Source organism: Marivita sp. GX14005 (genome assembly GCF_023370775.1).
Lineage (GTDB): Bacteria > Pseudomonadota > Alphaproteobacteria > Rhodobacterales > Rhodobacteraceae > Marivita.
The window spans coordinates 949,729-969,109 of record NZ_JAMCCQ010000001.1; the positions used below are offsets into that span (position 1 = coordinate 949,729).

Below are 19,381 nucleotides of genomic sequence, written 5' to 3' on the forward strand. Positions count from 1 at the left end.
CCGCATCCGTTCAGGCCTTCAAGAGCGGATCGAGCTTGCCCGCACGCTCCAGCGCGTGGAGCTCATCGCAGCCGCCGATATGGCGCTCCCCGATGAAGATCTGCGGAACGGATGTCTTGCCCTTCGCGCGCTGCACCATTTCGGGTTTGCGGCCTGGATTGGCCCAGACATCGATTTCGGTATAGCTGGCGCCCTTGCGGTCCAAAAGGCTTTTGGCCGCGTGGCAGAATCCGCAAAGCGGGGATGTGTAAATCTCGATAGTCGGCATGTCGGTTTCCTTTGCGCGTTTGTCGGAGATTTAGGTCTCCTTTGCAACGCGCGCCATGACCGAAACGAAAATCCTTTGCGATTGCGCGGCACGGCACGCATCGGCACAAGCCGCCATCGTCGCACCGGAGGTCATCACATCGTCGACGAGCAGCACCGGGCGGCCGCGCAAAAGCGCTGTCCGTGCGGGATTCGCCCGGATCGCGCCGGAAACTTCCGTGAACCGCGCATCCCGGCTCTTGCCGTTGAGCGTTTCGGTGCGGCGGTGCCGTTGCAGCGCATCGGGGCAATAGCCCAGCCCGAGCCGCTTCGCCATCGCCTGCGCCAGCAGGGCGGACTGGTTGTACCTGCGCTTCAACAGCCGCCGCAGATGAAGCGGCACGGGTATGACGAGCGTATTCCCCGCCAGCGGTTCAGGAAGCGCGCCGATCATCCAGTCGGCGGCGGCGGAGACGATTTCGTGCCGGTCGCCATGTTTCAGCGCCAAAACCAGTTTGCGCCCGATCCCGTCATATCTAAGCGGCGCGCGGCCCTGATCCCACGGTCGCGGCATCGCGAGGCAGGCGTCGCACTGCACGGCAACATCCGACGCACCCGGCAGCGGCACACCGCACAGATCGCAAACCAGCCCGGTGATGAAGGGCGTATCGCGAAAGCACGCGGCACAAAGCCCGTTCTCCTGTTCCACCATCGTGCCGCAGGCGATGCAGCCCGGCGGGTAGACCAGCCGCAACGCGGTTTGCAATCCGGTGTGCAGCATCCTATTTCCCGTTCATGTCCGAAACGCCTCTTTTGACCGACCGCGCGGCGCTGAGCCGCCACCGGGCGCGTGCTTCGTCCGCGCCGGCGCTTTTCCTGCACGAGGAAGCGCGGGCCGACATCGAGGATCGCCTGAGTCTGGTTAACAAATCCTTTCGCGATGCGGCGATCGTAACGCCTTTCGCCGAGGTGTGGCGCGATGCCTTCCCGGCGGCTAAAATCATACCCGATGCCGAGATGCTCGATCTGGACGAGGCGGCGCATGATCTCGTCATCCACGCAATGGCGCTGCATTGGGCGAACGACCCTGTCGGCCAGCTCATCCAATGCCGCCGCGCACTGATACCGGACGGGTTGCTGCTCGCGGCGTCGTTCGGCGGGCAGACTCTGCACGAATTGCGCGCGGCGATGGGGCAGGCGGAAATCGAGATCACCGGCGGGCTGTCTCCCCGCGTCGCACCGATGGCGGAGATCCGCGATCTCGGCGCGCTGCTGCAACGCGCGGGTCTGGCGTTGCCCGTCGCCGACAGCGCGGTGTTGACGGCGAGTTACCCGAGCGCGCTGCACCTCATGCGCGACCTGCGCGCGATGGGGGAGGCCAATGCCCTCTCCGCCCGGCTCAGGGCTCCGACCCGGCGCGGCGTCCTTCTGCGCGCGGCAGAGCTTTATGCCGAAGCCTATGGCGACGCGGGAGGCCGCGTTCCGGCGACGTTCGAACTGATTACACTGACCGGCTGGGCGCCCGATGCCTCCCAACCGCAACCGCTTCGCCCCGGCTCCGCCGCCGCACGCCTTGCCGATGCGCTGGGCGCGACCGAAACGCCGCTAAAGGATTGACCCGCTCCGCCACGGGTTTAGGTAGCCGATGAACAAGAACAAGGACGCAGGCCCGATGCTCGACGCCACAACACCGGAACACCGACCGACCCACGCCCCCGAAGATCACCCGAAGATCAAGGCCGAGCGGGTCGGCATCCTGCTCGCCAATCTTGGCACGCCCGACGCCTATACCTACTGGCCAATGCGCCGTTACCTCAACGAGTTCCTTTCGGACCGCCGGGTGATCGATTACAGCCCGTGGAAATGGCAGCCGCTGCTGCAACTCGTGATCCTGTCGAAAAGGCCCTTCGCCTCCGGTGCGGCCTATAAATCCATCTGGAACGAAGAGATCGGCGAAAGCCCTCTCATGACGATCACCAAGGCGCAGACGGCCAAGATGCAGGCCGCCCTGCGGGAACGCTACGGCGATCAGGTGATGGTCGATTTCTGCATGCGCTACGGCAATCCCTCGACCAAATCCAAGGTGCGCGAAATGGTTGATGCGGGCTGCCGAAAGATCCTGTTCTTTCCGCTTTATCCGCATTACGCCGGTGCCACATCGGCCACCGCGAACGATCAGTTCTTCCGCGCGCTGATGGAAGAAAAGTGGCAGCCGACGGTCCGCACCGTCGATCCCTATTTCGAGCATCCGCTCTATATCGACGCGCTCGCGCAATCGATCGAGCGCGCCTATGGCGCACTCGACAAGCGGCCGGACATCCTTGTCATGTCATATCATGGGATGCCGAAACGCTACCTTATGGAGGGCGATCCCTACCATTGTCAGTGCCAAAAGACGACGCGGCTCGTCAAGGAACGGCTCGGTTGGGACGATACCGATATCACCACGACGTTCCAGTCCGTGTTCGGCCCCGAGGAATGGCTGAAGCCCTATACCGTCGATCACGTCGCCGATCTTGCCCGCGAGGGCAAAACGAACATCGCCGTCGCGGCCCCGGCCTTTTCGGCCGACTGCATTGAAACGCTGGAAGAGATCAACGAGGAGATCAAGGAAAGCTTCGAAGAAGCGGGGGGCAAGACCTTCACCTATATTCCGTGCCTCAACGACGACGATGCGCATATCAAGGCGCTGTCCGCAGTGATCGAGGAAAATATGCGCGGCTGGCTTGAATAAAGAGCCCCCGAAACACAAAAAAGGCGGTGCAGATGCACCGCCTTTTTCGTTTCCGTCATCCGGTATGGATCAGTCGGCAGCGGCAGCAGCCAGCAGCGCGACCACGATCAGCGGGATGATGAGACCAGCGGACGAAGACGTGGCTTGTGCTTCTTCAACAACAACCACGGGCTCCATGACCACGTCGTCTTTTGCGTAGGAACCAGCCATTGCTGTCGAAGCAGCACCGGCAAACGCAGCGGCGAGTACGAGTTTTTTCATGTTAACCTCCAGATATTCGCCAATCGGTGCGCACACAGCATCACACGACCAGCACCCAAGACTTACCTCGTAACCCGTTCTAACCAGCTTATCCGCGCAAAAGCAAACCCATCTTATCGCTGGACTTTTCAGCGTGGTTGCCGTGTCGTCAAATTAGCAACACCTGCGTGCCGACCTTGGCGAGCGCGTAAAGCTCTTCGATGTGCTCGTTGTAAAGCCCGATGCATCCGTTCGAGGACCGCCGCCCGATCTTGCGCGTATCATGCGTGCCGTGGATGCGGTAATAGGTCCAGCTCAGGTGCAGCGCGCGCGTGCCGAGCGGGTTGTCCGGCCCCGGCGGCACATAGTCCGGCCAATCGGGGTCGCGCTTCTTCATCGCGGGGGTTGGTCGCCAGTCGGGCGCGGGATCCTTGAAGGTCACGCGCGTGCGTCCGCGCCGCGTCAGGTCTTCGGTCAAAGGAACGGAGGACGGGTAAAGCCGGTAATTTCCGTTCTCGGCCCAGAAATGAAGGGCGCGCGAATCGATGTCCACCAGGATCGCGCCGTTGTTCAGATCGCTGAAATACGGCCGCCAATCGAGCGTGCGGAAGCTGGAGATGTTACGCCGCACCGATTGCGACAGATCGCGCTCCATCTCGACCGTGGCCGCACTATTGACGTTCTGCGCCATCGCCGGCGTTGCGAGAAGCGCGGCAGACCCGGCCAGGAACGCCCGGCGGTTTACGGGAAATCGCGGTGTTTTCGCCATGTCTTAGCCCTCTTCTTAACCAATCAGTGGTCTCAACCAGAGATCTATATATGACTTGAATGCCGCAGTCGCAATTCAAAGGAATGAGAGATCGGCAAATCGCGGCTTTGTGTGTTTGCGCCCCTCTGTCTGGAGGGCTAAGCCGGGGGGCATGAACAATTCGGGTGGCTATGATGAAGCGTTCGACATTTTTGCTGGGTGCGGCTGCACTGGCTTTGACGGCATGTGCCGGCGCTCCGCCGCCGACAACGCTGGGCCCGGATGGCAAGCCGCTGCCGAAACTCTACCGTATCGGCCCCGGTGACAAGGCGCAGATCCAGTTTCGCATGCTCGATGCGATCAATGCGTTGCGTCAGGCAAAGGGCGTCGCCCCGCTTGAGCTCAACTCGCGCCTTACCGCCGCCGCCGCGACCCATGCACGCGATATGAGCGCCCAGAACCGCCCGTGGCATTTCGGCTCCGACGGCTCATCGCCGATCACCCGCATCCAGCGGGCCGGATATGACGGGCGCCTCGTCGGGGAGGCGATCTCCGAAACCTACGAGACAGAGCTTGAAACGCTCGGTGCGTGGATGGATGCGCCAAACACGCGGACGGTCATTCTCGATCCGACGGCGCGGGACATGGGCTTTTCCTGGTATCAGGAATCCAACGGCAAGATCTGGTGGAATCTCGTGCTTGGCGCGCCGGGCGAATCGGGCTTCATCCCCGTCAACGCCCCCGCCTGAAGCGCCAACTTCACACGAACACATACGGGATGAGGCGTCACCGCCTCACCCGCCCTGTCACGGCGTGATCGTGATCGGCGTTCCGTCGCGGACCATCGCATAGATCTCGCGCATCTGCCGATTGGTCACGGCGATACATCCGGCCGTCCAGTCCTGGCCACCCTTGCGATATTTCCACGGCCTTCCATGAATGAAGATATCGCCGCCGGGCGATTTGCCCATCGTGCTGGCAATCTCGATATCGCGCGGGCGGGGATAATCGATGCCGATCGACAGATAGAACTTGCTGTTCGGATTGCGCTTGTCGATCAGATACTCGCCTTCCGGCGTTTTGCCATCGCCCTCGATCTGCTTGTGCCCCTCGGGCGCGAAGCCAAGGCCCACGTCATAGCTTTCAAGCACCTGATTGTGATGCAGCAAATACATTCGCCGCATGCCCTTGTTGACGATCACACGGGTCACTTCTGGCCCGTCATAGGTCTGAAACTTGCTCGCACAGCCCGATAGCCCGAGGGCCACGGTCAATAATAAAATCAGCCGAAACATGCCTGCCACACCGCTCTTGGTTTTTTTGGCAGGCTACACCAAAACCGTGGCGATTGCGAAAGGAAATGAAAAGCTCACCGCTCTCCGAGCCGTTTTTCTATGGCCTCCAGCCGGTGCAACACCTCGTCACGATAGGCGTCCGTTCTCTCGTTCGATTCCTCGGCATGGGCGTCCTGCATTGAATTGACGATCAGGCCGACCAGCAGGTTCACCACCGCGAAGGTCGTGACCATGATAAACGGCACGAAGAACGCCCAGGCATAGGGGTAGACATCCATCACCGGGCGGACGATGCCCATCGACCAGGATTCCAGCGTCATGATCTGGAATAGCGAATAGGCCGAGCTTCCCAGATCGCCGAACCATTGCGGGAACGCATCGCCGAAGATCTTGGTCGCCATCACCGCGCCGATATAGAAGATCAACGCCATCAGCAGGAATACACTGCCCATGCCGGGAAGCGCGGTGACGAAGCCTTCGACGACGCGCCGCAGGCGCGGTGTGGCCGACACCACGCGCAGGATTCGCAGGATGCGCAGCGCGCGCAGCACCGAAAAGCCCTGTGTCGCCGGCACGAGCGCGATGCCGACGATGACGAAATCGAAAAGGTTCCATCCGCTTCGAAAGAACCGAAACCCGTGCGCATAGATTTTCAGAACGATCTCGATCACGAAGATCGCCAAACAGGCGGCATCCAGCGCGAGGATCAGCGGCCCCGCGACGGCCATGATCCTGTCCGATGTCTCCATCCCGAGCAGGATCGCGTTGAACACGATCACACCGATGATGAAATTCGTCACCCATGGCTGCGCCATGAACGCTGCAACCTTTTCTTGCATCGACCTCCCTCTCATGACCTGCGGCGCAGAAGCGCCACCAGTTCCACATGGGTGGACCAGCGAAACTGGTCAACCACCCTGACCCATTCCAGATCGTATCCCGCCGCGATCAGCGTCGCGGTATCGCGCGCGAATGTCGCCGGATTGCAGGACACATGCGCGATCCGCGGCACGGCGGCCTTTGCCACTTGCGCGACCTGCGCCGCCGCACCGGCACGCGGGGGGTCTATCACGACGGCATCGAAGCGGGAAAGCTCCTCCGGCAAGAGCGGATCGCGGAAGAGATCGCGCGCCTCGTGGGTGATGCGCTTCAGCCCTTCGGTGTTGCGCCACGCATGATCGAGTGCGCGCATCATCGCGCGATCCCCTTCGACCGCATGAACCGGCGCGCTCTCGGTCAGGGGCAGGGCGAATGTCCCGCACCCGGCGAAGAGGTCCACGACGCGTTTCGCCCCGGTTAGAGCCTGTTTCACGGCGTCCACCAACGCGGTCTCGCCTTCCCTGGTGGCCTGCAGGAACGCACCGGGCGGCAGTGTCACCTCGGCCCGGCCGAGCCGCAGCACAGGTGCACGGCGCTGCAGCGCGATCTCCCCGTCCCAAGCGATCCGGGCAAGATCATGCGCACGCGCAATTTCGGCCAGCGATTGGTGCAGCGTGGTATCGAGCGGCTTGCCCCCCTGCACCGCAACATCGAGCCCGGTCTCTGTCAGCGTGACGAGAACCGACAATTCGCCCTTGCGCGACGCCCCGGCCACGCCCAGCGCCTCGACCATCGGCAAGGCGGCGACCAGCTCGGGATGCACGAGGATGCAATTCGGAACCGCAATGATCACGTCCGACGCTTTCATGTGAAATCCCGCCAGCGCGCCTTTCTTGGTGCGGCGCACCGAAAACGCGGCGCGGCGTCTTGAGCGGGGTGGCGAGGTGATGGGCAGGTCGGGATCAGCCGCAATCCCCTGCTGCGCCAGCGCCTGCCGCACCGCGTCGCGCTTCCATTCGGCAACGAAACCGTCTGCCGCATGCTGCAACTGGCAGCCACCGCAAGCGCGTGCATGGGGGCAAGGCGGCGCCACCCGGTCGGCGGAGGGTGTGAGGATACGCATATCGCGCAGCACATCGCCCTCACGCGTTCCGGTCACGCGCTCGCCCGGCAACGCGCCGGGGACGTAAACCGGCCCTTCCGCGATCCCGTCGCCAAGATGACCAAGCCGTTCGATCGTCAATTCCGTCATGCGCCGGCTTTTGCCCCACCCACGCTGGCCCGTCGAGCCTTATTCGGCCGCATCGCGCAGATCGAGGAAACCGCCCGATTGACGGCTCCAATAGCGTGCATAGAGCCCGCCCATCGCGATCAATTCGTCATGTGTGCCGATCTCGGCGATATGGCCCTGATCCATCACGACGATCCGGTCCATATTGGCGATGGTGGAAAGCCGGTGCGCGATGGCCAGCACGGTCTTGCCCTCCATCACATGCTCCAGCGCCGTCTGGATGGAGGCTTCCACCTCGGAATCGAGCGCGCTCGTCGCCTCATCCAGAACGAGGATCGGCGCGTCCTTCAGGATCGCCCGCGCCAGCGCGATCCGTTGCCGCTGGCCGCCCGAAAGCTTGACGCCGCGCTCGCCCAGATGGGCGTCATAGCCGGTGCGCCCGCGATGATCTTCCAGCCCTTGGATAAACTCATGCGCTTCGGCCTTCTTCGCAGCGGCGATCACTTCGTCCTCGGTCGCGTCGGGGCTGCCATAGCGGATATTGTCGCGCGCCGAGCGGTTGAACATCGCGGTTTCCTGCGTGACCATGCCGATCTGCCGCCGCAGGCTTTCCTGCGTGACGGAGTCCACCCCCTGCCCATCGATCAGGATCCTGCCGCCCTCGGTGTCGTAGAGCCGAAGCAGCAACGCCACCAAGGTCGATTTACCGGCACCGGACGCGCCGACGATGGCCAGCTTCTCGCCCGGATGAATGGTCAGCGAGATATCCTCGATCCCGCCACTGCGCCGCCCATAGGCAAAGTTGACCGCATCGAAGCGCACCTCGCCTTGCGTGACCTCGAGATCGGGCGCACCCGGCGCATCTGTCAGCAGATGCGGCGGCGATAGCGTGCGCATCCCGTCCTCGACCTCGCCGATATTGGCATAAAGGCCCATCAGCGTGAAACTGACCCACCCGGTCATCTGCGCCAGCCGCAGGCTGACCGCCCCGGTCGCCGCGATATCCCCGGCCGAAATCAGCCCGCGCGACCAATACCAAAGCGCGCCGCCCACAAGCAGCACCGGCAGCATCCCGGCAAGCGTCATCAGCCAGAACCGGAAGGCGACCGAAACGCGCCCGAACTCCAGATACCGCTCGCGATATTCCCCCATCGCGCCCAGCGCGGCGCGGTCCTCGTGGCCCTGATGCGCGAAAAGTTTGACCGTCTTGATATTGGTCACCGTATCGACGACCTGCCCCGTCACCATCGCCCGCGCCGAGGCCCGCGCCTTGGAGCGTTTGCGAATCCGCGGCATGAAGAACCGGATCAGGAACCCGTAGCCGATCATCCAGATGAGCAGCCCCGCCGCGATACGCACATCCACCGTGCCGAGCAGAAGGATCGCCCCAACGACCGATGCCAGCGCAAAGAGCACCGTATGCACGATTTCGACCACGCAATCGTTGAGCGCCCTTGCCGTCTGCATCTCTTTCTGCGCGATACGCCCGGCGAAATCGTCGTCGAAGAAGGTCACCGACTGACCCAGCGTGTAGCGATGAATCCGCGACAGCACGAGGTTGAGGATATTGGGCTGCATCAGCACCGTCTGTGCATAGGCGCTCAGCCCAAAGATCGTAGGGCGTAACAGGATGAAGAACACAAGCGAGCCGATGAGCAGCCCCGACCCTTCGGCGAACACCGAGTCCGCCCCCGATGCCAGCGCCGCATCGATCACCCGTCCGAGCAGGATCGCCGCTGCGACCTCGGCCACGCCGCCGATGATCGACAGCACGCCGGCAAAGCTCAGCACCGGCCATGCGCCGCGCAGCGCCCAGCCGAAGAACGCACCGAGCGTCTTGGGCGGCGGCCCGCCGGCCGGCGCGAAAGGATCAATGAAAAACCGTTTCACTCTGCTGCCTCGGTATCTGTCTCTGTGTCGGGCTCTATCGCGATGAACCCGCCGGATTGGCGGGCCCAGAACTGCGCATATAGCCCGCCTTTCCCCAAAAGCGCGTCATGGCTGCCATCCTCGACGATGCGCCCCTGATCCATGACCAAAATCCGGTCCATATGCGCGATGGTGGAGAGCCGATGCGCAATCGCGATCACCGTCTTGCCTTCCATCATGCCGTAGAGCGTATCCTGAATGGCCGCTTCCACCTCGGAATCGAGCGCGCTTGTCGCCTCGTCCAGAAGCAGGATCGGCGCATCCTTCAGGATCACCCGCGCCAGCGTCACCCTTTGCCGTTGCCCGCCCGACAGCTTGATGCCCCGCTCACCGACCTGCGCGTCATAGCCGGTGCGCCCCTCGGGATCGGTCAGATCGCAGATAAACTCATGGGCCTGCGCCTGTTTGGCGGCGGCGATGATTTCGGCCTCCGTCGCATCGGCGCGCCCGTAGCGGATATTGTCCCGCACAGAGCGATGCAGCAGCGCGCTGTCCTGCTGCACCATGCCGATGGCTTGCCGCAAACTGTCCTGTCTGACGTGGCGGATATCCTGCCCATCGATCAGGATGCGACCCTGTTCGGCATCGTAGAACCGAAGCAGCAGCTTCACGAGGGTCGATTTCCCGGCCCCCGACCGCCCGACAAGGCCCACCTTCTCGCCCGGCGCGATACTCAGATCGATCCGGTTCAGCCCGCCCGATCCACGCCCGTAATGATGCGTCAGCGCCTCGATCTCGATCCGGCCCTCGCCAAGGCTGAGTGCTGGCGCGCCGGTCGTATCCGTCAGCGTGATCGGCTGCGCGATGGTCTGCATTCCCTCGGCCACCACGCCAAGCTGGCGGAAAAACGAGGTCAGAGACCACATGATCCACCCGGTCATCGAATTGAGCCTGAGCGTCAGCGCGATCGCCGCCGCCACCACACCGACGCTGGCCTGCCCCTGCATCCAGAGCCAGAGCGCCCAGCCCACGACGGACACGATCAGAAACCCGTTCAGTATCACCAGAACGACATCCATGATCGTGAAGAGTCGCATCTCGTATTGGAACGTCTGCCGCGCACGTTCTATCGCGCTTTTGGCATAGTCGATTTCCTGCGCATCATGCGCGAACATTTTGACGGAATGGATGTTGGTATAGCTGTCAACCACCCGCCCCGTCACCTCGGACCGCGCGTCCGACGCCGCTTGCGAGGCCGGCCCGACGCGCTTCACCGTCCAACGCACCAGCGCGCCGTATAGCACCAGCCAGACAAGCATCGGCAACGCCAGCCGCGCATCGGCCTGCCCGAGCAGGACCAACGCGCCCACGACATAGGCAATCGAAAAGGTGATCGCATCGAACACCTGAAACACCGCCTCCCCGGCGGCGGGGGGCGTCTGCATGATGCGATTTGCGATGCGGCCGGCAAAATCGTTCTCGAACCAGCCGACCGATTGCCGAAGCACATGCTTATGCGCGCGCCAGCGGATCAGTGTGCCGAAATTCGGCAGGATCGTGTTGTTCAGCAGCAGCACATCGATCGCCTGCAACGCCGGGCGGACCACAAGGATGAACGCGGCCAGCGCGATCAGCCAGACACCGTAATCCTGCCAGACCTCCGCCGGCTCCCCATCGAGGATATCGACCACCCATCCCATCGCCCAGATCAGCAGGATCTCGATCCCGGCCACGATCACCGACATCACCGCAGCGAGCGCGAAGACCCGTTTGAACGGCTGCGCATAGTCCAGCATGAAGGGCAGCAACCGGTCCGGCGGCGTATCCTTCGCGTCATAGGTCGCGTAGGGATTCACCAAGTTTTCGAAAAAGCGAAACACCGGGCAGCCTCCTTTCCACCGCGCATGACAAGAACCGCCAGACAATAGCGATGCGCCGGACAAAAGGCCAATGGATCAGTTCAGAAGATCGGCCTTATCCAGCGCAAAGCCCGATGCGATCCAGCGCGCCTCGATCTCGCGCAGCTTCTCGCCCAGCGCGGCGCCGGAATAGTCCGGCATCAGATCGGCAGGCTTGACCGGACACCGCGCCGTCGCGCCGGCCTCTGCGGCATCCATGGCTTCCGCGTCCAACGGCGTTTCGAACAAGACCGCACGCAGCAAAAGCGCATCGCGCGCCACATCCGCGCCATGCCTGTAGCCCAGTTCCGCAGCACTCTCGGCGGAGGAGATCAGTCTCTGATAAAGGGCAAGTCGTCTCTGATCGCGCTTCGGCAGGCGCAGCGCGGTGCCATCGAACGCACCCAGGCACGCCAGCCGACGCAGCGCGTCTGGTGTGATGGAAAGGTTTTGCTCCAGATGCACAAGCGCCGCCAGCGCGCGCGGGTCCGCACCTGGAAGCACCGCGTTCAAGACGCCGGTTTGCGCCATCGTGGCAACAGACGGCGCGGGATCGGCCGCTTGCAGCAGCTTGACGATTTCAGCGCCGACCCTTTCGCGGGACAATCCGGCCAAGCCATCGAGACCGCCGGCAATCGACGCCAGTGCCTCCGGGTCGAAGCCTTGCGCCGGATCGCCATACCAGGCCGAAAAGCGAAAAAAGCGCAGGATACGCAGGTAATCCTCCGCAATCCGCGCGGTCGCGTCGCCTATGAACCGCACCCTCCGCGCTTTGAGATCCGGCAAACCGCCCAGCGGATCGATCACACGGCCCTGCGCATCGGCATAAAGCGCGTTCATCGTAAAATCGCGCCGCGCGGCATCCTCTTTCAGATCGTTCGAAAATCGCACCAAGGCGTGCCGGCCATCGGTCTCGACATCGGCACGAAAGGTCGTCACCTCGTAGCCCATGCCGTCCGACACGACCGTGATCGTGCCATGTTCGATCCCTGTCGGCACGGGTTTCAACCCGGCCGCTTCGGCCAGCGCCTGAACCTGATCGGGGCGCGCGTCGGTGGCGATATCCACATCCTTTACCGGCACCCCCATCAGCGCATTGCGCACGCAGCCGCCCACCGCGAAGGACTGGTGCCCGCCCGCGCCCAGAGCCGCGAACACCGCTTGCGTCTCTGGTGCGTCCAACCATGCGCCCGAAACCTTCATACTGCCTCCAGCTGCTCGGCCAGCCCGCGCAGGATACGCGCGGTCGCGCCCCAGATGTAATAGGGGCCGAAAGGAACGGTGTAATAATGCCTCCGCGATCCGCGCCAGCGCCGCGACTGCACGGAAAACCGGGCCTTGTCGGTCACGCGATGAAGCGGCACGCGGAACACTTCCGCCACCTCGCCGGGTTCAGGCCGAATTGTAAACGGCCTGTCGATCCATCCGATCACCGGCGTGACGACGAACCCTGTCACCGTTTCGTGCGAGGGAAGCGTGCCGAGGATCTCGACATGTTCCGGCGCAAGCCCGACCTCTTCCTGTGCCTCCCTGAGCGCCGCATCGATGGAATCGGCGTCCGACTCTTCCCGCTTGCCGCCCGGAAAGGAGATCTGCCCCGGATGATGCTTGAGCCGCGTCGAACGGATCGTCAGCAGAACATCGGCCCCGCCCGCGCCGGGCATCACCGGAACGAGAACGCCTGCCTGCCGAAGCTTGCGGCCCTCCGGCAGAACGGTATCCGGGTTGAGATCGAAATCGGACGATGCGTCGGCCTCGCGCCGAACCGCCGCGATCAGCCGGGCGCGATCATTCACCCGGCACCTCTTTGGCCTCGAACCCGAGCGTGTCGGGATCGAGATCGTAATGCGCGCCGCAGAACTGGCAATCGGCGGTGACGCGGCCATCCTCGGTCGTCATCTTTTCGATATCCCGCGCAGAATAGATCGACAGGCTCTGCCTGACCCGCTCTTCCGAGCACGTGCAGCCGAAACGGATCGTCTGCGCATCGAAGACGCGCGGCTGTTCCTCGTGAAACAGCCGCACCAAAAGGTCCGTCGGAGGTAGCGACGGGCCGACCAGCTCCATATCCTCGACCGTCGCGAGCAGATGGTTAGCGCGGTTCCAGTTCTCGCCCTCTTCACCGTCGAGGATATCCTCCGGCATCAACAAACCACCCTCGCCCGAAGCATCCCGCGCCACGCCGGGGGACGCCTTGGGCATGTGCTGGATCATGATCCCGCCCGCGCGCCAATGGCTCGCAACGCCCGGTTCGGTCGATTGGCCGAAACTGAGCGCGAACTTGGTCGGTAACTGCTCGGATTGCGCGAAATATGCCTCCGCGCAATGTGCAAGCGTCGGACCGGACAGGCCGGTGATTCCTTTGTAAGGCTCCATGCCGGCGCCCTGGTCCAGCAGAACGGCGAAATACCCTTTGCCGATCTGCTCCATCGCGGGGCCATCGGTGATCTTGTCCCTGTCGAAACTGGCATAGGCCCGGATTCGCGCCGGCTCGCCCTCATTCTCAGGGGCGTAGAAATCGGTCGCGATCATCCGCACCGCGCCCTTCGATTGCACCTGCAGCGACAACTTCCAGCGCAGCTTGATCGTCTGCCCGATCAGAGCCGTCAGCAGCGCCATCTCCGCCACCAGCGCCTCGACCGCCGGGGGATAATCGTGCTGCTTGAGAATACCGCTGAGCACACCGTCGAGCCGCGCGACGCGGCCGCGAATGTCCGAGCGATCAAGCTGAAACGGCAGGACGGTATCGTCCCAAACGATTTTCGAACCAAAAGTCATGGAAATCCCTTCAAAACGCGTTGGCGACTATATATGCGGCGGCAGGCGCGGTCCAAGGGGGCAAGGGGAATTGGCACGATGCGCAGGTTCGACGATCCACCCGAACGCGGTCGGCGCTATCGGTTCCGCATGGGCGCCTATGCCATCCTGCCGGGCCCGCGCGGTGTTCTGATCACGCGTCAGGACGGGCAGGAGCGCGAATATCAACTGCCGGGCGGCGGCATCGATCCGGGCGAATCCCCGGTTCAGGCGCTGGCGCGCGAAGTGCGCGAGGAAACCGGCTGGACCATTGCCGAGCCACGCCGGCTCGGTGCCTATCGGCGCTTCACCTTTATGCCGGAATACGACATCTGGGCCGAAAAACTCTGCCTGATCTACATGGCACGGCCCATCCTTCGGCGCGGCCCACCGTCAGAGCCGGATCATACCGCGCTCTGGCTTCCCCAGCGCGACGCGCTGCGCTGGCTTTCCAATTCCGGCGACCGCGATTTTCTGCGGCGTCATGGCTCACAGGCCGCCATATTCCAGAAACGCGGCTGAGATATCGTCGTCGAAATCACGCCCCTCGGGCGCGCGTGCCTTCAATTCCTCGTATAGGCGATCAAGGAACTCCGGTCCCGAGTATCCGTCGGATATGGACAGCACCAACTCACGCAACCCCTCCTCCTCCAGCATCGTGCCATCGGCCAGACGCGCTTCGGTGAAACCATCAGTGTAAAGCAGCATCCTGTCGCCCGGATAAAGCTGAAGCATGTGATCCTCATAGGTCGCCCCCGCGATCAGCCCGATGGGAAGCCCGCCATCGCCGATGAACTCCACTTCCCCCGTCCGGCGCAGCAGCAGCGGTGGGGGATGCCCGGCCTGAACGAGGCTCGCCCGGCCGGACCCGGCGGCGACCTGCAGATAGGCCATCGTGAGATATTCGGTGACGCCCTTCTGGCCAACGATTCGTTCATTCAGCCGCCGCGCAACGCATTGCGGCGGCAGGAACCCGAAATCCCGCCCGTCCGGGCAAAGCGCGAGATTCTCGTCCGGAAATTTCGAGCCGAGCGCACCGGCGACGCGCGCCGTTATCATCGCCGACGTGATACCGTGGCCCGATACATCGAGACTGAACAGACCGAAATCGCCCGAATCGATGCCGAACATTCCAGCCAGATCGCCGCCCACGTGGCCGCAGGATTTGAGCATCACGCTCACCCGGCTCTTGCCATATGTCACCGACCGCACCGGCATCAGCGAATGTTGCAAAACCCGCGCGCGTTTCAAGTCCTTGTCGATACAGGCGTGAATCGCCTGTAGTTCGGACAGTGTCGCAGCGATCATATCGCTCTTGGCCTTCAGCTGACGCTCCATCGACAGGATGCGTGCGCCAGCGGTGATACGGGCGCGAAGCTCCGCGCCGCTGACCGGTTTGGTCAGGAAATCGTCGGCCCCCGATTCGAGGCCCGAGGCCACCGCCGCCTTCTCGCTTTTCGATGTCAGGAGGATGAAATAGCCGTAGCTGTCGCGCTCCATGCGACGAAAGGCGGTGCAGAATTCAACGCCGGTCATGCCCGGCATCATCCAGTCCGATATCACGAGATCGGGCCGGAACGTCTCGCAAAGCGCCAGACCGGCTTGCGCATCCTCCGCCTCGGCCACCTCGAACCCCCAGCGCCTGAGCATCAGGCCCAGAATCCGCCGCTGTGCGGCGCTATCGTCAACCACCAGAACGCGGCGCAGGCAATCGCCCTCCACATGCGGAAGCGCCATCGCAGCGCCTTGCACCATACCCATGTCACCAACCCCTACATTGGCCCCCGCATCCTGCCTAAGCGCCAAGTCTTAACCGAAGGTGAAGCTTAAAATTGAAGGTGGTTTACCGGCGTCGAAGACCCTTTCTTTACCTCTTGGCGCCACACTTTTGCGAAAAGGAGGCTGAAATGATCGACTGGACGCGCGTGGCCGAGCTGCGCAGTGAAATCGGCGCCGATGATTTCGACGAGGTGGCGGAACTGTTCTTGATGGAGGTGGAGGATACGCTTTCGCGGCTCGATACGGCCCTGCACGACCCCCCGCATCTGCGCGAATTGCTGCATTTCCTCAAGGGTTCCGCCCTGAATCTGGGCTTTCACGAAGTGTCCGAAATGTGCAGCGGTGAGGCACCTGATATCGCGGCGCTCAAATCGCTTTACCACGCATCGCGTGCAAGTTTCGAAGCGGAATATGGAAAGCGATTCGCGGCCTAGATCACGAATTGCGCGAGCAGATCATCGTCAGTGATATCCTGATAGGTGAACCCGCCAGCATCGAGCTTGGCAAAAAGCTTGTCGAAACTTCCGGCCTCGCGGGTTTCGATCCCGATGAGGACCGATCCGTAATTGCGCGCCGATTTCTTGAGATATTCGAACCGCGCGATATCGTCATCGGGGCCAAGCAGCCCGAGGAAATCCTTGAGCGCGCCGGGCCGCTGCGGCATCCGGAGAATAAAATACTTCTTCAGCCCAAGGAATTTCTGCGCACGCTCCTTCACTTCGGGCAGCCGTTCAAAATCGAAATTGCCACCCGAGGTGATGCAGACCACCCTGCGCCCCGCGATCGCCTGGCCAAGATCGGGCAGCGCATCGACCGACAGCGCGCCAGCCGGTTCCAGCACGATCCCCTCGACATTCAGCATTTCCAGCATCGTCGTGCAAAGCCGGTCCTCCGGAATGGTCAACGTATTAGCCAGCCCCACACCCTTGAGTCGCGCAAAGGTCCGCTGGCCGATCTGCCCGACAGCGGCCCCGTCGGCAAAGGTGTTCACATGATCGAGCTTCACCGGCCGTCCGGCCTCAAGCGCGGCATGGAGACAGGCACCGCCTTTCGGCTCGACGAAGGTATATTGGCAGTCGGTCCCCAGGTAGCTGAGCATCCCCGCCGAAAGCCCGCCACCCCCGACCGGAATGACAAGGTGATCCGGCGCGCCGCCCAGCTGTTCGATCAGTTCCACCGCGACGCTGGCCTGACCCTCGATCACGTCCTCATCGTCGAAGGGTGACAGGAAATGCCCGCCCGCTTCCTTGCAAAACCCCTGCGCGGCGGCGAGCGTATCGTCGAAATAGTCCCCGACAAGGCGGATCTCGACACTATCGCCCCCGAAGATCTCGGTTTTCTGGATTTTCTGTTGCGGCGTCGTCACCGGCATGAAGATCACCCCCTTCACCCCGAAATGACGGCACATGAAGGCAACGCCCTGCGCATGGTTCCCGGCGCTGGCACAGACGAAAAGCCCGGCGTCGGGCCGCTTGCGCATCGCGTTGAACGCGCCGCGCAGTTTGTAGCTGCGCACGGGCGACAGATCCTCGCGCTTGAGATACACTTCGGCGCCGTAGCGATCCGACAGATGCGCGTTGCGCAAGAGCGGTGTCGGCGGAAACACCTCTCGCATCGCTTGCGTCGCGTCGCGGGCCGCCTTGGCAAAATCAGTCAATGGACCGCCCTTCGATGAAATACCCGTAAAGCGTCGTCAGCACCGAAATTCCGATCATGGTGGCAAACCAGTTCATCACCAGCGCATAGACGAGATTAATGATCGAGGAAGGATCGTCATTGAAAAAGGACGGCAACTGGATAAGCACGCTCGCCCCGACGACGATCAGGGCCAGAACAAGGATCGGCCCGCTTTGACCGCGCGTTGCGGCCCATGCCTCGGCAAGGCGAAGATCCGCCCCGATGGCCGCGGCGGGAAGCATCACGCCCAGCCGAAAGAAAAGGTAAGCCGCCGCACCGACGATCGCCAGCGTCATGAGACCGATCAGCCCCGGCAGCCCGGCGGACAGGATGCCCAGCGGAATGGACACTGCCAGGATACCGATCACCACCAGAAGCCCGATAAGCAGGGATCGCCCAAGATAGGCGAGGATCTCCGAACCGTGAAACCGCGGCAGCCAACCCTGCACCCGCTCCCCAGACAGTGCGAAACGATGCCACGCCACCGCGATCCAGAGACTCGCGACAATCGCGAACGTGCCAAGTAGCAAAATCGCAGTCACATCCTCCCCGCCCGGCACCGCCGGCGCATCGCCTTCTGCCGCGATCATCTCCGGCGGGTTGAGGAACGCGTAAAGCGTATAGGCGCTCTGCACGAGATAGAGCAGCAAGGACAGCCGCAGAGCCTGATCGAGATTGGCGATCACCAAATTGAACGAATGTAGGAAGATTCGCCAACCAAGCACGGCATGTCTCCTTTAGCCACGCGGCCGCTGCCGGTCCGCTTCTTGCCCCTACCCTGAAAAACAAGTAATCGCCACGGCAAACCCGATAAAGGAAAACCCATGTCTGCGCCCAAGAAAGTCGTGCTGGCCTATTCCGGTGGCCTCGATACCTCCATCATCCTGAAATGGCTCCAAACCGAGTATGGCTGCGAGGTCGTGACCTTCACCGCCGATCTGGGCCAGGGCGAGGAACTCGAGCCGGCGCGCAAGAAGGCCGAACTTCTGGGGATCGCGCCGGAGAACATCTATATCGAGGATATCCGCGAGGAATTCGTGCGCGATTTCGTCTTCCCGATGTTCCGCGCCAACGCGGTCTACGAAGGCGTCTACCTGCTTGGCACCTCCATCGCGCGGCCGCTGATTTCCAAGCGTCTGGTCGAGATCGCAGCCGAAACCGGCGCCGATGCCGTCGCTCATGGCGCGACCGGCAAGGGCAACGATCAGGTGCGCTTCGAGCTCGCTGCCTATGCGCTCAATCCCGATATCAAGGTGATCGCGCCGTGGCGCGAGTGGGACCTGTCATCGCGCACCAAGCTGCTCGATTTCGCCGAAAAGAACCAGATCCCCATCGCCAAAGACAAGCGCGGCGAAGCGCCGTTCTCGGTCGATGCGAACCTTCTGCACACCTCGTCCGAAGGCAAGGTGCTGGAAGACCCGGCGCAGGAAGCGCCCGATTACGTCTATCAGCGCACGGTCCATCCCGAAGACGCGCCCGATACGCCCGAGATGGTCGAGATCAGTTTCGAAAAGGGCGATGCGGTCGCTATCAATGGCGAAGCGATGAGCCCGGCGACGATCCTCACAAAGCTGAACGAACTTGGCGGCAAGCACGGGGTCGGGCGGCTCGATCTGGTGGAAAACCGTTTCGTCGGGATGAAATCGCGCGGCATTTACGAAACCCCCGGCGGCACTGTCCTGCTCGAAGCGCATCGCGGGATCGAGCAGATCACGCTCGACAGCGGCGCGGGGCACCTCAAGGATTCGATCATGCCGCGCTATGCGGAACTGATCTATAACGGCTTCTGGTATTCGCCCGAGCGCGAGATGCTGCAAGCGCTGATCGACAAGAGCCAGGAGCATGTTACCGGCACCGTCCGCGTGAAGCTCTACAAGGGTTCGGTCAACACGGTCGCGCGCTGGTCGGATCACTCGCTTTATTCCGAAGCGCATGTGACCTTCGAGGAAGACGCCGGCGCCTACGATCAGAAGGACGCGCAAGGCTTCATCCAGCTCAACGCGCTGCGCCTGAAACTGCTCGCCGCGCGGGATCGTCGGTTGAAATAAG

At 62.6% G+C, this 19,381-nt stretch carries 21 protein-coding genes; 6 read left to right on the forward strand and 15 right to left on the reverse strand.

Features of this window, described 5'->3' with window-relative positions; translation table 11 throughout:
• Positions 1–10: 10 nt before the first annotated feature.
• Positions 11–268 (reverse strand): glutaredoxin 3, encoded by a 258-nt coding sequence (gene grxC / locus M3465_RS04785; RefSeq protein ID WP_249500557.1) that lies wholly within the window; start codon positions 266–268, stop codon positions 11–13.
• Between the two features lie 30 nt (positions 269–298).
• Positions 299–1,027, reverse strand: coding sequence for a ComF family protein (locus M3465_RS04790; RefSeq protein WP_249500558.1), 729 nt, complete (start codon positions 1,025–1,027; stop codon positions 299–301).
• Between the two features lie 14 nt (positions 1,028–1,041).
• On the opposite strand from M3465_RS04790, the gene M3465_RS04795 reads away from it, so the two are divergent.
• Both M3465_RS04795 and hemH read left to right on the forward strand, forming a co-directional pair.
• Positions 1,042–1,863, forward strand: a complete 822-nt coding sequence (locus M3465_RS04795) for a methyltransferase domain-containing protein (protein WP_249500559.1) — start codon at positions 1,042–1,044, stop codon at positions 1,861–1,863.
• A 55-nt stretch (positions 1,864–1,918) separates the two neighbouring features.
• Complete coding sequence (gene hemH / locus M3465_RS04800) at positions 1,919–2,980, forward strand: ferrochelatase (protein ID WP_249500560.1); 1,062 nt, start codon at positions 1,919–1,921, stop codon at positions 2,978–2,980.
• A gap of 69 nt (positions 2,981–3,049) precedes the next feature.
• On the opposite strand, the gene M3465_RS04805 is transcribed toward hemH, so the two are convergent.
• Both M3465_RS04805 and M3465_RS04810 read right to left on the reverse strand, forming a co-directional pair.
• Positions 3,050–3,241, reverse strand: a complete 192-nt coding sequence (locus M3465_RS04805) for a ferrochelatase (protein WP_249500561.1) — start codon at positions 3,239–3,241, stop codon at positions 3,050–3,052.
• A gap of 148 nt (positions 3,242–3,389) precedes the next feature.
• A complete protein-coding gene (locus tag M3465_RS04810; protein WP_249500562.1) occupies positions 3,390–3,989 on the reverse strand; it encodes a L,D-transpeptidase in 600 nt (199 codons plus the stop codon).
• A 173-nt stretch (positions 3,990–4,162) separates the two neighbouring features.
• Here M3465_RS04810 and dalA point away from each other — a divergent pair, with 173 nt between their 5' ends.
• Positions 4,163–4,717, forward strand: a complete 555-nt coding sequence (dalA, locus tag M3465_RS04815) for a divisome-associated lipoprotein DalA (protein WP_249500563.1) — start codon at positions 4,163–4,165, stop codon at positions 4,715–4,717.
• A 57-nt stretch (positions 4,718–4,774) separates the two neighbouring features.
• Here dalA and M3465_RS04820 read toward each other — a convergent pair whose 3' ends face one another.
• The 8 genes from M3465_RS04820 to hslO all read right to left on the reverse strand — a co-directional run bounded on the left by M3465_RS04820 (position 4,775) and on the right by hslO (position 13,858).
• The gene (locus tag M3465_RS04820; RefSeq protein ID WP_249500564.1) at positions 4,775–5,263 is read right to left on the reverse strand and encodes a L,D-transpeptidase family protein; all 489 of its coding nucleotides are present in this window, start codon (positions 5,261–5,263) and stop codon (positions 4,775–4,777) included.
• A 74-nt stretch (positions 5,264–5,337) separates the two neighbouring features.
• On the reverse strand, positions 5,338–6,078 hold the full coding sequence (locus tag M3465_RS04825) for an ion transporter (protein ID WP_249500565.1): 741 nt from the start codon (positions 6,076–6,078) through the stop codon (positions 5,338–5,340).
• A 35-nt stretch (positions 6,079–6,113) separates the two neighbouring features.
• A complete protein-coding gene (locus M3465_RS04830) occupies positions 6,114–7,334 on the reverse strand; it encodes a class I SAM-dependent RNA methyltransferase (protein WP_249500566.1) in 1,221 nt (406 codons plus the stop codon).
• A gap of 39 nt (positions 7,335–7,373) precedes the next feature.
• Positions 7,374–9,203, reverse strand: coding sequence for an ABC transporter ATP-binding protein (locus M3465_RS04835; RefSeq protein ID WP_249500567.1), 1,830 nt, complete (start codon positions 9,201–9,203; stop codon positions 7,374–7,376).
• Positions 9,200–11,062 carry an ABC transporter ATP-binding protein gene (locus M3465_RS04840; protein WP_249500568.1) on the reverse strand — a complete coding sequence of 621 codons (1,863 nt, stop codon included), beginning with the start codon at positions 11,060–11,062 and terminating at the stop codon, positions 9,200–9,202. The genes M3465_RS04835 and M3465_RS04840 overlap by 4 nt, the downstream gene beginning before the upstream one ends.
• A gap of 75 nt (positions 11,063–11,137) precedes the next feature.
• Complete coding sequence (locus M3465_RS04845) at positions 11,138–12,283, reverse strand: CCA tRNA nucleotidyltransferase (protein ID WP_249500569.1); 1,146 nt, start codon at positions 12,281–12,283, stop codon at positions 11,138–11,140.
• Positions 12,280–12,876 carry a CoA pyrophosphatase gene (locus tag M3465_RS04850; protein WP_249500570.1) on the reverse strand — a complete coding sequence of 199 codons (597 nt, stop codon included), beginning with the start codon at positions 12,874–12,876 and terminating at the stop codon, positions 12,280–12,282. The genes M3465_RS04845 and M3465_RS04850 overlap by 4 nt, the downstream gene beginning before the upstream one ends.
• Positions 12,869–13,858 (reverse strand): Hsp33 family molecular chaperone HslO, encoded by a 990-nt coding sequence (gene hslO / locus M3465_RS04855; RefSeq protein ID WP_249500571.1) that lies wholly within the window; start codon positions 13,856–13,858, stop codon positions 12,869–12,871. Before hslO ends, M3465_RS04850 begins: the two co-directional genes overlap by 8 nt.
• A gap of 78 nt (positions 13,859–13,936) precedes the next feature.
• On the opposite strand from hslO, the gene M3465_RS04860 reads away from it, so the two are divergent.
• Positions 13,937–14,398 carry an NUDIX domain-containing protein gene (locus M3465_RS04860; protein ID WP_249500572.1) on the forward strand — a complete coding sequence of 154 codons (462 nt, stop codon included), beginning with the start codon at positions 13,937–13,939 and terminating at the stop codon, positions 14,396–14,398.
• Here M3465_RS04860 and M3465_RS04865 read toward each other — a convergent pair.
• Complete coding sequence (locus tag M3465_RS04865) at positions 14,366–15,637, reverse strand: PP2C family protein-serine/threonine phosphatase (protein WP_249500573.1); 1,272 nt, start codon at positions 15,635–15,637, stop codon at positions 14,366–14,368. The genes M3465_RS04860 and M3465_RS04865 overlap by 33 nt on opposite strands.
• A 146-nt stretch (positions 15,638–15,783) precedes the next feature.
• On the opposite strand from M3465_RS04865, the gene M3465_RS04870 reads away from it, so the two are divergent.
• Positions 15,784–16,089: an Hpt domain-containing protein gene (locus tag M3465_RS04870; RefSeq protein ID WP_249500574.1), complete on the forward strand. Its 306-nt coding sequence runs from the start codon at positions 15,784–15,786 to the stop codon at positions 16,087–16,089.
• Here M3465_RS04870 and ilvA read toward each other — a convergent pair.
• Together ilvA and M3465_RS04880 are read right to left on the reverse strand one after the other, a co-directional pair.
• Positions 16,086–17,312: a threonine ammonia-lyase IlvA gene (gene ilvA / locus M3465_RS04875; RefSeq protein ID WP_249500575.1), complete on the reverse strand. Its 1,227-nt coding sequence runs from the start codon at positions 17,310–17,312 to the stop codon at positions 16,086–16,088. The two genes, M3465_RS04870 and ilvA, sit on opposite strands and share 4 nt — an antisense overlap.
• A complete protein-coding gene (locus M3465_RS04880; RefSeq protein WP_249500576.1) occupies positions 17,305–18,057 on the reverse strand; it encodes a hypothetical protein in 753 nt (250 codons plus the stop codon). The genes ilvA and M3465_RS04880 overlap by 8 nt, the downstream gene beginning before the upstream one ends.
• A gap of 99 nt (positions 18,058–18,156) precedes the next feature.
• On the opposite strand from M3465_RS04880, the gene M3465_RS04885 reads away from it, so the two are divergent.
• Positions 18,157–19,380: an argininosuccinate synthase gene (locus tag M3465_RS04885; RefSeq protein ID WP_249500577.1), complete on the forward strand. Its 1,224-nt coding sequence runs from the start codon at positions 18,157–18,159 to the stop codon at positions 19,378–19,380.
• Position 19,381 lies beyond the last annotated feature (1 nt).